This is a genomic window from Kitasatospora herbaricolor (genome assembly GCF_030813695.1).
In the GTDB taxonomy this organism is placed as follows: Bacteria; Actinomycetota; Actinomycetes; order Streptomycetales; family Streptomycetaceae; genus Kitasatospora; species Kitasatospora herbaricolor.
Genome location: NZ_JAUSVA010000002.1, coordinates 1 through 13517 on the forward strand (window position 1 = coordinate 1; position 13517 = coordinate 13517).

A 13517-nucleotide genomic window follows, 5' to 3' on the forward strand; every position below is an offset into this window, starting at 1 on the left:
CTGAGAAGCCGTTGTCTTCCCGAGAGACGGGTGCGTTTCCGCTGGTCAGGTATGGGTTCGGCGCTTCGATGGAACGGACGAGGTGACGTGTCGTCCATTCGGTTGGGCGCTGGGATGCCGTTGGTGATGGGGCTGTTGGAGGGGCGCGAGCGTCCCGCTCGGCAGCGGGTGGAAGCCCTCGGGGCGGATCCTGGCGGGACCTTGCGAGGACGAGGCGGTTCCGCCGGTCATCGCGCCTGGCGATCAGCCGGTGCGGGTCGCGACGCCTGTGCCCGGTTTGATGGTGCCGGTGTGGCGCGACGGGCTCGATGCCGGTGCGCTGGCCCCGGACTACCGGCGGACTGTGGAGATCCTGGCCGGCCGGTCCAGGGCGGAATCTGGGCCGATGGACTGCCGGCAACTCGCTGTGGCCCTCGGGCTGGAGGCGGTTGCCGCGAAGGTCGAGGGGGTGCGGTCTAAGGCGAAGCGCCTGGGGCCCGGGGCTGGTTGGCCGAGGAGAGGGCGGGGGTGTTCAGTGTGGTCAGTTGACTGCACTATGCCGTTGATCGGCTCGACTCGGCGGCGGTCGGTGTCGGGGATCGCGGGGTGCTGATATCGGCATGCCCATCTCCTGCCACCGGCATGAATGATCGCCTTAGGTGAGGTCGAGGACGATTGACGGGTCAGTCCTCCCCGACCTGGATCAAGATCGCGAAGTATTCACCGTTGCTTCCCGCAACCACGCCATCGAAAGTGCAGGCGGTGACGGGATCCCAGGCATTGCCTTGCCGGTTCGTCCACCAGGCCGTGCCGGGCCCGAACCACTTCACAATGCGCGTCACAGTCTGGTGGGCGATCTCACGGTTCATGAGCTTCGAGCCGGGCCAGACGAGGTTGTCAGCGGCGAGCGTGGCCATCAGTTCGAGGGCCGCGTCGGCGCTGAGCGGCTCCAGGAGAGCCTCGATCTGCGAAGCGTTCGGGGGCGCGGCCCCACTGGGAACACACCGCTCCCGCATCAGGTGAAGTTCGGCGACGAGGTCGTACACCTGGCCGGCAAGGGGTCCCAGCCTGTGACCAGCGGTCGCACCATCCGGGAATCGGCCGTACCGCACGGAGACGACGGGTCTGCTGGACAGCGACGTCAGCAGGTCGCCGAGCTCAGACAGGGTCTCTGCACGTCTTCCACTCTCCACCCCGACATCGTGCCATGCTGTGTACTCGGCGAGCGCGACGGTCATGTACCTGGCGGGCACTCGGCTGTCCAGCCGTCACGCCCGGCGTGTTGGTGCAGAGAAGTTCGCCGGGTGAGCCCGTGGCTCATGACCATGCTCATCGACCATCGGATCATCACCTCCGAGGTGTCGGTGCTGCTCTCGTAGTCGCGGGCGAGGCGGGGTGAGCGCATCAGCCACGCGAATGTCCGCTCCAAAGGCCACCTCTTGGGCAATACGACGAAGTCCGCGGTGTCGCCGGTGCGTTTGACCACGGTCAGTGCGATGGCACGGACGTCGCGGGCGAGGTCGAACAGGCGTCCCGTGTAGCCGCCGTCGGCCCGCACCAGTGCGATTCGCCAGTGCCGGTCGCGGAGCCGAGCAAGCAGCCTTCGGCCGGCCTCACGGTCGGTGGCCGAGGCCGCGGCGACGATCACCGTCAACAGCAGCCCGAGGGTGTCCACCGCGATGTGCCGTTTCCATCTCGGCGTGTCGGTGGAGTTGCCGGAGGCCCCAGCTCAATGGCGGCGCCCGTCGAGGACTGGGCGGGCGACAGCTGTGACACCTGGTCCGGGGGCGGCAGGCTGGGGCAGGGTTACTTTGTGGACAGCTCGAACACGCGACCCTATCCTTCAGGCGATCTCTGCGCGTGACCAGCACCGCAGGCGTATTTGGTGGGGACCCGCAGTGAACTCTGAAGCCGGTCGTAACGTGCCGCGTCCGCGCGCCCTGGCCTATAGCGGGCCGGTCGCCGACCCCAGGCGTCTGGCCCTGGCCGCGCAGGTGCTGATCGCTGTGCAGACCGCCGCACAACTGACCGTGGCGGTAGCCGGCGGCACCAGGTCGAAGTTCTTCGCGCAGTTCGTACCGATTTCCATGCCGTTGTTCCTCGCCACCATCATCGTGTTCCTTTGCTGGTTCCGGCGCTGCCGGCTCAATGCCGAGCTCTTCGCTCCCGGAACACACAAGTATTCGGCGGGACTCGCCGTCGGTGCATGGTTCATCCCCGGGGCGATGTGGTGGATTCCGCGACGGGTGGCGCTGGACATCTGGCGCGCGAACTCGCCCACTGGCGGAGCGTGGTTGATCAACGCATGGTGGGTGGCATGGCTCGCCAAGACGGTCGGTGGTGCGGTTGCCGTTCGGCTCGGGGCACGCCCTTACGGGTATTCGCTCTATGACGAGGTGGTCGGCGTTGTCGCCGCGGCTCTGGCAATCCTGGTGATCCAGCAGGTCACGGCCCGTCAAGACGCGAAGGTGCGTGTCGACCTGAAATCCCTGCCATTCACGCAGACCTCGTCACTCTGACTTCCCCTGCGCAACCGGCTGGGCCGGGTCGGCCAGGGTCAGCACGGGCCGACCATCCTTGCGGCTGCTGGTGCCGCTGCGTCGCGAACACTCCGGATGTCGGCAGTGCGTCGTTATCCGAGCGCGAGGGCGAGTGCCTGTCCCCCGCAGCGCGACCGGATCGCCGTCGCGCCAGTCGGGCCAGCCCTCGCCCAATGGCAGCCCGGCACCCAGGAAGCCGCGGTGATCGGCCGCGAACCGGCAGCCGAACCGCGCCTCCACCCCGTCCAGTCTCCCGCCCGCGCACACCGAGCCAGTCCCTCGCCAAGGTCATCGACCGGGAGACCGGCTGCCGCCATGAGCAGTTCCTGGAACTACGGTCAGGCCCCGCGAAGCCGAGCCCGGATCTTCACCTTCCCGCCAGACGACTCCCTGACCACCGCGGCCATCACGATCGCCGACAAGTTCCTCCAGGCCCGAGACGAAGTCGAGGCCGCAACCTACCTCCAGCCGCTCGTCGACGAAGCCGCGACCATCAACCACGCCGTCAGCTACCCCTCCGCCGACAAGTCGGCACCTCCTTCCCCCCTCCAAGTAGTCCTGTGTCCGCGTACGAGTGGAAGTGGCTCTGGCAAGAATTTCGTAGCCGAAGATCGTCATGGTTCGATGGGTGCTCAGCCGCCACGGTGGTGGCAGGCTTCCATCCTCCAGAGGCCGAAAGGGAATGGTGATCTTGGGCGGCGTGGTCTCAGCTGACGATCCGGGCTGGGAACCAGACGAGCACGTGCGGTTTGCCCGCTACCGCAGGGCGTTCGACAAGGTGTCCGCTGAGGACGCGGCCGCCCTCGTCAGCCGTGTGCTCACCGACCCCAATGTGGGGATTGCGAACAGCGCCGTGTGTGAGTACCTCGACCAGCGGGCCGCTGAACTACTCACGGAGCCCGGCTATCCCTCCTGGTGCCTGGAGATGACCGGTCCCGTGGCGGTGGACGACTTCTCTGCCCGGCGCCTGCGCGAGTGGACTCTGCTGCGGGCGATGACCTTGGAGGAGCCATGGGATACCGAGACTCTGCTCGCGGCTTCCAACTGGCTCCAGCTCCGCTGTGCAGAGGAGTCGTCGGCCACGACCGCTCTGGCGACACTGGCCGAGGGCGGCCGCACCCGGCGCACCCGCAACATCGCCAGGTCTCGCATGGCGGGCCCCGGCCGGCGATGCTAGCCGAATCGGATCACTTTCATAGCCAGAGATCGTCTTGGTGCGGTGAGCTCAGTCTGTGTAGCGGCGGCGGAGGTGGGCGATCAGTACGACCCGGCGGCGCAGGAGCGGTACTCCGGCGCGTCCTGCCATGATGCGCTTTTGGAGCTTCACGTCGGTGATGCGGCCTTCGTTGACGCCGGAGCTGTAGGGGCTGGTTATTCCCTGGGCGACCGCGTGTTGGTCTTCGCGCAGGGCGGTGGCGATTCCGGCGAGAGACGGCAGCCCGCTGGCAGTGAGTTGGTCAAGCCAGCCGGGGAGGGGTCTGGCGTCGCGGGTGTCGAGCATGGCGGCGAACTGGCGGACCAGGTCGTGCGTGCGGTGGAGTTCCGGGCAGTGTTCGAGCAGTCGGCGCAGGCGCTGGCCGCTCTGGAGGCTGTGCCGGTGGGCTGCGGTGATGATCCAGCGTGCGGCTTCGCGTGGGGACGGCGGTCGTTCGCGTGGCCCGTCCAGAGGCAGCCCGCGTCGCAGGGGTGCGAGGGCCATCTTCACGCGTTGGTAGTGGCCCAGGTAGCCCTTGCCGAGGAGTTCCTGGTGCAGGGTCTTCGCGCTGTGTTCGCCTTCGTCCCAGCGTTGCTGCAGGTAGTCGAGGTAGGGGTCCAGAGCGGAAGGGCGGCGGGGAGCGCGGCGCATCACCTCGTGCCAGGTGCGGGCCCGGGCGTACTTGCGCACCGTGCGGCGGTCCAACCCGAGCTCGCGGGACACGGCACTGTAGGTGCGGCCGGTATCGGTGAGCGCGTGCACGGCGTCGAACAGCCGCTGGGCATGACGCCCGGCCGCAGTGTCCGCCGAGACGGGACCTGCTGCCGCTTCGTCGGTGGGTTCAGATTCGGCCGGTTCAGGGTCCGGCAGCGCGGCGGGCAGGCAGCCGCGGTGGGCGGCGGCGACTTCCTGAACACGCCGGGACAGTCCCTGCCACAGATGGAAGCGATCGCTGACCTGGACAGCGTCGGGGGCGCCGGCCGCGATGCCCTGCCGGTAGGTGAGTGAGCCGTCGCGGCAGGCGATCTCCACCCCCGGATGCTCACGGAGCCAGCGGCTCAGCTGCTCGGCGTCCCGGCCTTCCCAGAGCGTCACCGGCAGGCGGGTGTGGGCGTCGACCAGGAGGGTGCCGTAGGTGTCGCCGTGGAGCGCGAAGTCGTCGACCCCCAGCACTCGGGGTGTCACCGATGCCGGCAGCGGCATCCGCATCAGCTGGGAGAGCACGGTGGACCGCGAGAGCACGACGTTGAGGATGCGCAGCATCCGGGCCCCGCCCCGGCCCGCCAGCACGACGCCGACCGCCTCGACCAGGTGCTGCAGCAGCGGGGTCCGCCGCTGGTAGCGCACGGTCAGCCCCGGTACCTGCTCGGCGAAGGTCACCTTCGGACAGGCCGGATTCTCGCAGTACAGACGGCGGACACTCAGGTCGATCTGGGCCGACCGGCCGCCGATCGCGACATCGGCGAGGTGCCGCACATAGCGACTGTGGCACCACTCGCTCAGCTCGCCGCATCCCGTACACGTCGCCGGCGCACCGGACCGTGTGCGGGCGCGGACCACCACGACAGCATCGGAAACCTCGACCGAGACAACCAGCACATTGGCCAAGTGCGGTAAGAGTGCGGCCAGTTCAATAGAACACATCCAGAGGTTGCCCACTGGCAAACCAGCCGACCGGCGCCCCCCGGGATGATCTCCGCCTACGAAAATCTTGCCAGAGCCGTGGAAGTGCAGAGCCACGTACGGGTGAGCATACAGAGGAACATGGCGTATCTGCGTACCGCGCTGAGGTTCCTTCTGCCTGACGGGTGACCGAGGTGGAGGGCGGCCGACGATGGTTCTGGAAGTTGGCCGATGGCTGCAACTGCGGCGGTTCCGCGCGCTGCACGAGGCCGGTGCGAGCATCTCGGAGATCGCCCGCGAGACCGGACTGAACTGGCGGACCGTCAAGAAATACCTCGACCACGGTGCTCCGCCAGCATTGAGCTGTGCATCCGGCTCGGTCAGGAGACGGCCGTGTGGAGAATGCCGGCGAGCTCGGCGGGCGCCGACAGCATTGGCCAGTGCCCGGTGGACAGGTCGAAGCGCCGCCACGGCGCGTGGTTGAGGAAGGCCAGCATTGGCACCCCGCTGTCCAGCAGGCCCGTGAAGTCGTGGCAGGTGATCAGAACAAGGTCCACACCGGGTCCGGGCTCGACCGGACCGGCGAGGCGCTGGGTGTAGGTGCCGAACGGCTGAGGGGTGGCACGCGCGCTCAGCACCTCCCGCCGGCCCTCATCGAGTCCGTCGAGGCTGCTGGACAGACCCAGGACCTCGAACGGCGGCATCGGCAGCCGCCAGCCGTCGCCGTGGGCCGTGACCTGCTGGTCCAGCTGGTCCGCTGCCTCCGGCGGAATGAGGTCGAGCATGCGCATGCCCTCGGCGAACGGGGCGCTGTCCACGTAGACCACGCGCTCCAACCGGTCGCCGAGTCGCCCGGCCGCCCCGGTGACGGGGGCGGCCGCGTAGCTGTGCGCCACCAAGGTGACCTCGCGCAGATCGTTCTTCTCGACGAAGTCGGTGATGTCCGCGATGTGCGCGTCCAGATCCGTCTGGGGCCCGCCTTCCTCCGCGCGCTCAGCCAGACCGGTCAGCGTCAGCGCCGACGCCGTGTGGCCGCGCTCCAGCAGAGCGTCGGCAGTGTCTTCCCAGGCCCACGCGCCGAGCCAGGCGCCGGGAATGAGTACGAAGGTGGCCATCTGATCTCCCTGAAGTAGGTGCTGCAGGGGAGCGTAGAGTCGATACAGGACAGAATCAGCCCTGAAATGTCGAGTGATCATGTCGCATCCCCTGACCCGTGTACTGACCATGCTGGAACTGCTCCAGTCGAACGCCGGGCTCACCGGGACGGAGCTGGCCGACCGGCTGGACACCGATGTCCGCACGGTCCGTCGGTACGTCGCCCATCTGCGCGACCTGGGCATCCCCGTGGAGGCCGAGCGCGGCCGCTACGGTGGCTACCGACTGGCCCGCGGCTACCGGATGCCGCCCCTGGTGCTCACCAACGACGAGGCCCTCGCCGTCATCCTCGGACTGCTCGCGGCCGAGCGGCTCGGGATGGGTACGACCGTGCTGGCCGGCGCGGGCGCCCGGGCCAAGATCGAGAGGGTGCTTCCGAACGCCCTGCGGGAACCGCTCACCGCCATGTGGGAGACCCTGTCCTTCACTGCGAACGCCGTGAGCGCGCAGGCACCGGGCAGCGGCGTCTTGCTCGCCCTGGCCCAGGCCTCCCGCGCCACAACGACTGTCGGCATCAAGTACCAGTCCTGGCGGCAGGACCAGACCGAGCGCGATATCGACCCCTACGGCGTGGTCTTCCACACCGGCCGCTGGTACCTCGTCGGCCACGACCACCTCCGCGACGACCTACGGACCTTCCGCATCGACCGCATCACCTCCGTCACTCCCCACGCGAAGTCCTTCACCGCCCCCGACGGCTTTGACCCCGTCGCCCACCTGACGTCAACCCTCGCCCAGGGGCCCTACCGCTGGCAGGTCGAGGTGATGATCCACGGCCCCCTCGACGAGATCGCCCGCCGCCTGCCCAGCACGGCCATCACACTCACCGCCCAACCCACCGGCGTCCTGATGCAAGCCCGGGCAGAACGCCTCGACGGCATGGCGCACCTGCTCGCTTCCCTCGAATGGCCCTTCTCCATCCACCGCCCCGACGAGCTTCGGACTGCCCTCAAGAATCTGGCCGACCAGCTCACAGCAGCCGCCGAACGCACGCTGCCTCAGTAAAGGCGCGTAGTCCGGCAAAGACTTCCTGCCGGCTCTGCGTGCTGGCGACCGAGCGGGATCGGGTGCTGGCCGCCGGCCTCTGCCCGCGGCTGACCGATGACTACGTCGACGCCGAGCAGAGCACCGCGCACAGCTTCAAGCACGGCCTGTCGGTGGCCGACATCCGGCTCAAGGCCGGTCCCGCCCGCACCGGCCGCCGGGCTGAGCGCCGGCGCACCCGGTACCGGCGCATGCGGTCCGGCGCAGCGATCCGCCGCCGCCTTGCTGAGCCCAACGAGCAGCTGGCCCAGTTCGCCTGATCGCGTGCCAACCGCCCAACCGCAGCGGCGGACACCTGCCGCCGACCCTCACGCACCCCGTCAGGAGAGTGATCCGCCATGTCCCGATCGGTCGCGCCGGCCAAGGGCCCACGGCGCAGCAGTCAGCCCTCGAACTTCCCGGTGAGACCGGGTGGTGCCAGCGGTGGCGTGCACGTCAGCCGTCCTGGTTTCGGACCGGCAAGGGTGGGTTCGATCCGGGGGCGTACCGGCATGTGGAGCTGCCGGAGAGGTCGGCCCGGCGGTTCGTCGAGGCTCATCACTGCAGTGCCTCCTGGCCCTTTATCTACAGCTGTCAAGTAGCGGTGCAGGTCAGAACACCGACGCGCCCTCAGCCACGTTGGGCACATGATCAGGTGAGGGCGGCATCGGGGCTTGACCTTCGAGTCGGGTCGAAGGTTTACCGTCGGTGGTGTGACGACCTACCGCATTTCGCAGTTGGCCGAGCGCTCCGGTGTTCCGGCCACCACGCTGCGCTTCTACGAGGACGCCGGGCTGCTGCCCGCCGACCGGACCCCGTCCGGGTACCGGATGTACGGCGAGGACGCGGTGGAGCGCCTGGCCTTCATCTCCTCGGCCAAGCTGCTGGGCCTGGCCCTGGAGGAGATCCGCGATCTCCTCGACGTCCGCGAGGAGGGGGTGTGCGCGTCGGTGCGGGCGCGGATGGTGCCCCTGGTCGCGGACCGGATCGCCGAGACGGACGGCCGGATCGCCGCACTGCGCGCGTTCTCCGCCCACCTGGCCGGTGTCCACGCCGAGCTCTCGGGCCCGGCCCCGGCCGGGGCGTGCGGACCGGACTGCGGCTGCACCATCGGCAGCACGCCGGCGGCCGGGCCGGTGCCGATCGAGCTGTCGCCGACCCGCTTGGCTCCGGCCGCCGAGCCGTGGCGGGACGTCCCGGTGGCCTGCACGCTGGGCGGCGCCGAGCTCGGTGAGCGTACCGCGCAGTGGCAGCAGCTGGTCGGTAAGGCCGATGGGCGCGAGGACATCCCCGACGGCGTACGGCTGTCCTTCCCCGCCGGCGCCGAGCTCGCCGGTGAGGTCGCCGCCCTCGCTGCGGCCGAGCAGGGCTGCTGCGCGTTCTTCGACTTCACCCTGCACCTGACCCCGACCGCTCTCCAGCTGGAGGTACGGGCGCCCGAGTCCGCCGCCGGGATGCTGGCCGACCTCTTCGGAGCGTCCGTATGACCACCTCGTCCCCGTCACCGTCTTCTCGCCCGTCCCGGCCCTGGGGCATCCTCGGTGCCGGCGCGGCCGCGATCGCTGCCTGCGCCTTGTGCTGCGCGGGCCCGCTCTTGGCCGTCCTCGGATCCATCGGCATCACCTCCGCGATCGGCTCGCTGTGGATGCCCGTACTGGCGGTGCTGGCGGTCGCCGCCGGGCTCGGCGGCCTCCTTGTCGTGCGGCGCCGCCGTGCGACAGCCTGCGGGCCGGTCCCGGCCAAGGCCGATCTCGGAATGCCTACCCTCGGCCCGGGCAGCCCGGACCGCTTGCCCTGAGCTGCTCCGGCGGCAGTAGAGGATGAACACCAATACGGCCGCCGCCCGGCGTACGTACGCACGTACGTAGGAGCAGTTCGACCCCCCGCCCTGCCCGCCACGGTCGGATCAACCACCCGGGACGTGGGCAGTGCTGATCCTTCCCTCGGGCGCCCGCAGCGGGCTGCCACCGGCGGCCCGCCCGTGCCCGAGCGGGCCGCCCCGGCCCGCTGCGGAGAACGGCCAAGGCCAGACCGGGCGAGTACACCGTCGGAATGCAACGGCCTGGACCCGGCCGCGACGGCCGGCAGGATCCGGGGGGGTCGAGCCGCTGCACACCTACCGCATCGTCCTGAACGGATTCTCCGCCCGGCGGGACGCACCCCAGCTGGGCCGGTGATGCGGGCCCTGCCCAGTGTGGAGGCGGTCGAGGTGAACGGCCGAAAGCGTCCGCTGTTGGTGACCACTGGAAGTCCCGGTCGGTGGTCACCAGGCCGCTCCTGGAATCTCATTACGCAGCGTCACTGTCGTTGGGCTTCGGGGGTGCCGTCGGGTCAATTGGTCCGGAGGTGGTCGACGGCCGACTGGACCTCCTGGAGGAGAGTGTCCACGTCGGCGGTGGTGGTGAGGTAGTTGCAGAGGCAGGCGCGCAGGACGGTTTCGCCGTTGTGGCAGACGGTGGCGAGATAGGCGTGGCCACGAGCCTGGACGCGTGCGGCCACCGCCGTGTGGAGGTCCCCTCGTGTCTCCGGGAGGCCGGTGCCGGGGCCGTCGGCCAGACGGAAGCAGACCACGGGCAGCGGGCCTTCGTTGCAGAGCTCCATGGCGGGGTGCTGCTGGACGCGCCGGCGCAGGTATCGGGCGAGGTCCTGGTAGTGCTGGAGGAGATCGGTCACTCCGGAACGGCCGAGCTGGCGCAGGGTGGCCCACAGGGTCAGGGCGCGGGTGCCTGGGCGGGTGAGCTCGATGGTGTAGTCGGACATCCAGGGCCAGTCCTGGTCGCCGTCGAGGTAGGAGGCGCGGAAAGCGAACGCGTCGCGCAACCGGGCGGGGTCGGTGACCAGGGCCGCGCCGCAGCCGACCGGTACCGACAGGCTCTTGTGCGGGTCGACCGTCAGCGAGTCGAGGTCGGCCACGCCCCGGTAGAGCGGGGCCAGTTCGGGCACGAGGGCGCCGAGCCCGCCCCAGGCGCCGTCGCCGTGGTGCCACATGCCCTGACTGCGGCACACCCGGGTGATCGCCTCGATCGGGTCGACGGCTCCGCCGGCGGTGCTGCCGAGGTTGGACACGACGCAGAACGGCAGCAGGCCACGGGCCCGGTCGGCTTCGACCATCACCTGCAGGGCCTCGACGTCCATGCGCTGGTCCGAGGTGGTGGGCACCGTGCGCAGCCGCCACGGCGGCAGGCCGATCACGGCGGCGGCCTTGGCGACCGACATGTGGGCCTGGTCGCTGTGGTAGGCGGTCAGTCGGGCGTGGGTCCGGTCGTAGGCGGGGCCGTCGGTGGCGTCGTGGCAGCGCAGGAACCAGGTACGGGCGGCGCCCATACAGAGCAGGTTGGCCATCGAGCCGCCACTGGTCAGCACCCCGCCGGTGGTCTCTGCCATGCCCGCCAGCGAGGCCAGCTCGCGCACCACTCCTCGTTCGAGGTCCATCAGGGCGTGCTCGCCCATGCCGCAGGTCGCGTTGACGGCGGTGGCCAGCAGTTCGGCGATCACGCCGGCGGGGGACGGTGGTGAGTTGATCCAGGCGAAGAACGCGGGATGGCCGTTGCCGGTCGGGTACGGGGCGATCGCCCGGTCGACGAACTCCAGCAGGGCTTCGAGGTCCTGGCCCTCCTGCGGCAGCACTCCGGCTGCCAGGTCCTGCCGGTGCGCCGACGGGATGGGCCGGGCCACCGGACGCTCCGTGATCTGCCCGAGGTAGTCGGCGACCCACTCGGCGGCGGCTGCCAGCTCGTCGCGGAACACCTTCGGGTGCACGGCCAGCGGCCCGGCGCCGCCACCGGCCCCCAACCGGGCCGAGGGCAGGCGAGGCGGGCGGCTGGTCTTCGACGGTGTCGACATCGGACGGTCGCACTTTCGCTCAGGGAGTCGGCCGGACGGCCATGATCCAGAACGACTGCCGCCCGCAAGGGTAACGGCCCCGGTCGACCCGAACCCGCCGTCCCGATTCGGGAAGAAGCGCCGGCCACTGACATCCGCGCGGGCAAGCACGACCCCGCCCGATGCCGGCTCCTGAGCCCCTGCCGCAACAAGGCCTCGATGGCGCGTCCCGGGCCGGCCACGGGACGGGACACGGCCGGGCCCGGCTACGGCGGTCCCCGCCGGCCCCAGGGCTGCGAGTGGTGCGGGGCCGGGTCGATCACCCCCGGCCCCGCACCCTGCGCCACCGCAGACCCCGGCGAAAAGCACACCCCAGCCGCGCCGGCGCTGCCACGCCGCCCGCGCCCCCCGGTCCCCCGGTCCCCCACCGCTGTGGTTGTGGCTGAACGAGGTCGGCCTGCCGTTCCACCCGCATTCCCGGGAGGCCGTGTTGCGCACCGCAACCAGCGCTGCCGGGCCGTCCTGGAGCCGCCCTCACACCTGCGGCCGAGCCGCCAGCCGCCCCACCCCGCCTACACCCGCGCCCCCACCCGCTCCCCCGCAGGCTCCCCCGCGCGCTCGGCCGCCGGCTCGCGCAGCAGCAGCGCAACCACTGCCCCGCCGACCACGCCCAGCACACCGGCCACGAGGAAGGTCGTGCCCAGCGCGCCGCCGACGGCCGAGTGGATCGCCGCGTCGAGGGTCGCACGTGAGCCGGCCGGGGCGGCCGCCAGGACCGCGGCGGACCCGCCGCTGGTCACGGCGTGCGCGATCTCCGCGCCGCCCGGCAGGAGGGCGTCGACCCGAGCGCTGAAGATGCTGCCCAGCATGCCGATGCCGGCCGCGAACCCGAGCTGACGTCCCGTGTTCACCGCGCCGGCGGCCATCCCGCCGCGCTCGCGCGGGACCGCGGCCATCGCCGCGGCGACGACCGTCGGGATCGCGATGCCAGCCCCGAGCCCGATCACGGCCAGGCCGGGCAGGACCGCGGCCCATCCGGAGCTGCCGTCGAGGCCGAGCATGAGCAGATCGCCGACGCCGATGATCGCCAGGCCACCGCCGACCGTCCAGCGGGGCGACGCGCCGTGCAGCACGCGACCCAGGCCGCCGGCCACGAAGAAGGCGATCCCGCTCAGCGGCAGCGTCACCAGACCGGCCGAGATCGCGCCGAGGTCAAGCACGGTCTGCAGCCAGATCGACACGTAGATCAGGCCGGCGAAGGCCGAGATCGAGAGCAGCGCCGCGGCGATCAGCACGAGCACGAACGAGCGGCGGCGCAGCATGGCCAGGTCGAGCATCGGCTCGGCCACGCGCCGCTCGATGGCGACGAACGCGCCCAGCGCGGCGACGCAGACGGCCAGCGCCCCGAGCGTCTGCCCGGAGCCCCAGCCCTCCTCGGCGACCCGCACCAGAGCGAAGGTCAGCGCGGCCGCGGCCAGCGTGAAGGCGCCGCCTCCGGCCCAGTCGATCCGCGGGCGCTGCGGCAGGCGCGACTCGCTGAGCGTGCGCCGGGCCATGACGATCGTCGCCAGACCGATCGGGATGTTGACGAAGAAGATCCAGCGCCAGGAGAGGCCCTGGGTGAGCAGGCCACCCATGATCGGGCCGGCGGCGACCGCGGCGCCCGAGGTCGCGCCCCAGATGCCGAAGGCGGTGCCGAGATCACGGCCGCGGTAGGCCGTGTTGAGCAGGGCGATGGTCGTCGCGAGCATCGCCGCGGCGCCCGCGCCCTGCACGAACCGCGCGGCGACCAGCGGCCCGACGGACGGCGCGATGCCGCAGACCAGCGACGCGGCGACGAACACGGCGAGGCCGACGAGGTAGGTGCGGCGGCGACCGACGGCGTCGGCGATCGAGCCGACGAGGAGCAGGAGCGCGGCGAGGGCGAGCGCGTAGGCGTCGACCACCCACTGCAGGCCGGTGAACGAGGCGTCCAGCGCGGTCGCCATGTCGGGCAGCGCGACGTTCACGATCGAGACGTCCAGGAGCAGCATGAACGTGCCCAGGCAGACCGCCAGCAGCGGCGCCCAGCGTCCGTGCCCGGGCGCGACAGCGGTGGGAGAAGCGGAAGAAGTCATGCGCCGATGGTCTTGCGCACCCCCGGTCACGACCCAGCGAATCGGCGTTTCGTATAGAATCCC

The 13517-nt window shown here is 70.6% G+C and carries 11 protein-coding genes; 5 read left to right on the forward strand and 6 right to left on the reverse strand.

Annotation, left to right across the window (positions count from 1 at the left end; translation table 11 throughout):
• Window positions 1–662: 662 nt before the first annotated feature.
• Complete coding sequence (locus J2S46_RS00440) at window positions 663–1217, reverse strand: hypothetical protein (RefSeq protein WP_191294491.1); 555 nt, start codon at window positions 1215–1217, stop codon at window positions 663–665.
• On the reverse strand, window positions 1214–1660 hold the full coding sequence (locus J2S46_RS00445) for a transposase (protein ID WP_268255747.1): 447 nt from the start codon (window positions 1658–1660) through the stop codon (window positions 1214–1216). Before J2S46_RS00445 ends, J2S46_RS00440 begins: the two co-directional genes overlap by 4 nt.
• Before the next feature lie 217 nt (window positions 1661–1877).
• Between J2S46_RS00445 and J2S46_RS00450 the strand changes: the two genes are divergently transcribed.
• The gene (locus J2S46_RS00450) at window positions 1878–2498 is read left to right on the forward strand and encodes a DUF4328 domain-containing protein (RefSeq protein ID WP_191294475.1); all 621 of its coding nucleotides are present in this window, start codon (window positions 1878–1880) and stop codon (window positions 2496–2498) included.
• A 703-nt stretch (window positions 2499–3201) separates the two neighbouring features.
• Window positions 3202–3696: a hypothetical protein gene (locus tag J2S46_RS00455; protein WP_191294476.1), complete on the forward strand. Its 495-nt coding sequence runs from the start codon at window positions 3202–3204 to the stop codon at window positions 3694–3696.
• 48 nt (window positions 3697–3744) lie between these two features.
• Here the strand turns inward: J2S46_RS00455 and J2S46_RS00460 are convergent, their stop codons facing one another.
• Together J2S46_RS00460 and J2S46_RS00470 are read right to left on the reverse strand one after the other, a co-directional pair.
• Window positions 3745–5313 (reverse strand): ISL3 family transposase, encoded by a 1569-nt coding sequence (locus J2S46_RS00460; RefSeq protein WP_229913398.1) that lies wholly within the window; start codon window positions 5311–5313, stop codon window positions 3745–3747.
• Window positions 5314–5717: 404 nt separating this feature from the next.
• Window positions 5718–6452, reverse strand: a complete 735-nt coding sequence (locus J2S46_RS00470) for an alpha/beta fold hydrolase (RefSeq protein ID WP_191294477.1) — start codon at window positions 6450–6452, stop codon at window positions 5718–5720.
• A 79-nt stretch (window positions 6453–6531) separates the two neighbouring features.
• On the opposite strand from J2S46_RS00470, the gene J2S46_RS00475 reads away from it, so the two are divergent.
• From J2S46_RS00475 to J2S46_RS00485, 3 genes are all read left to right on the forward strand, one after another.
• Window positions 6532–7497 (forward strand): helix-turn-helix transcriptional regulator, encoded by a 966-nt coding sequence (locus tag J2S46_RS00475; RefSeq protein WP_191294478.1) that lies wholly within the window; start codon window positions 6532–6534, stop codon window positions 7495–7497.
• A gap of 38 nt (window positions 7498–7535) precedes the next feature.
• The gene (locus J2S46_RS00480) at window positions 7536–7796 is read left to right on the forward strand and encodes a hypothetical protein (RefSeq protein ID WP_191294479.1); all 261 of its coding nucleotides are present in this window, start codon (window positions 7536–7538) and stop codon (window positions 7794–7796) included.
• A gap of 432 nt (window positions 7797–8228) precedes the next feature.
• Complete coding sequence (locus tag J2S46_RS00485; RefSeq protein ID WP_191294480.1) at window positions 8229–9002, forward strand: heavy metal-responsive transcriptional regulator; 774 nt, start codon at window positions 8229–8231, stop codon at window positions 9000–9002.
• An 844-nt stretch (window positions 9003–9846) separates the two neighbouring features.
• Here the strand turns inward: J2S46_RS00485 and J2S46_RS00490 are convergent.
• Together J2S46_RS00490 and J2S46_RS00495 are read right to left on the reverse strand one after the other, a co-directional pair.
• Complete coding sequence (locus tag J2S46_RS00490; RefSeq protein WP_191294481.1) at window positions 9847–11358, reverse strand: pyridoxal phosphate-dependent decarboxylase family protein; 1512 nt, start codon at window positions 11356–11358, stop codon at window positions 9847–9849.
• A 551-nt stretch (window positions 11359–11909) separates the two neighbouring features.
• Window positions 11910–13454, reverse strand: a complete 1545-nt coding sequence (locus J2S46_RS00495; RefSeq protein WP_191294482.1) for an MFS transporter — start codon at window positions 13452–13454, stop codon at window positions 11910–11912.
• Window positions 13455–13517 lie beyond the last annotated feature (63 nt).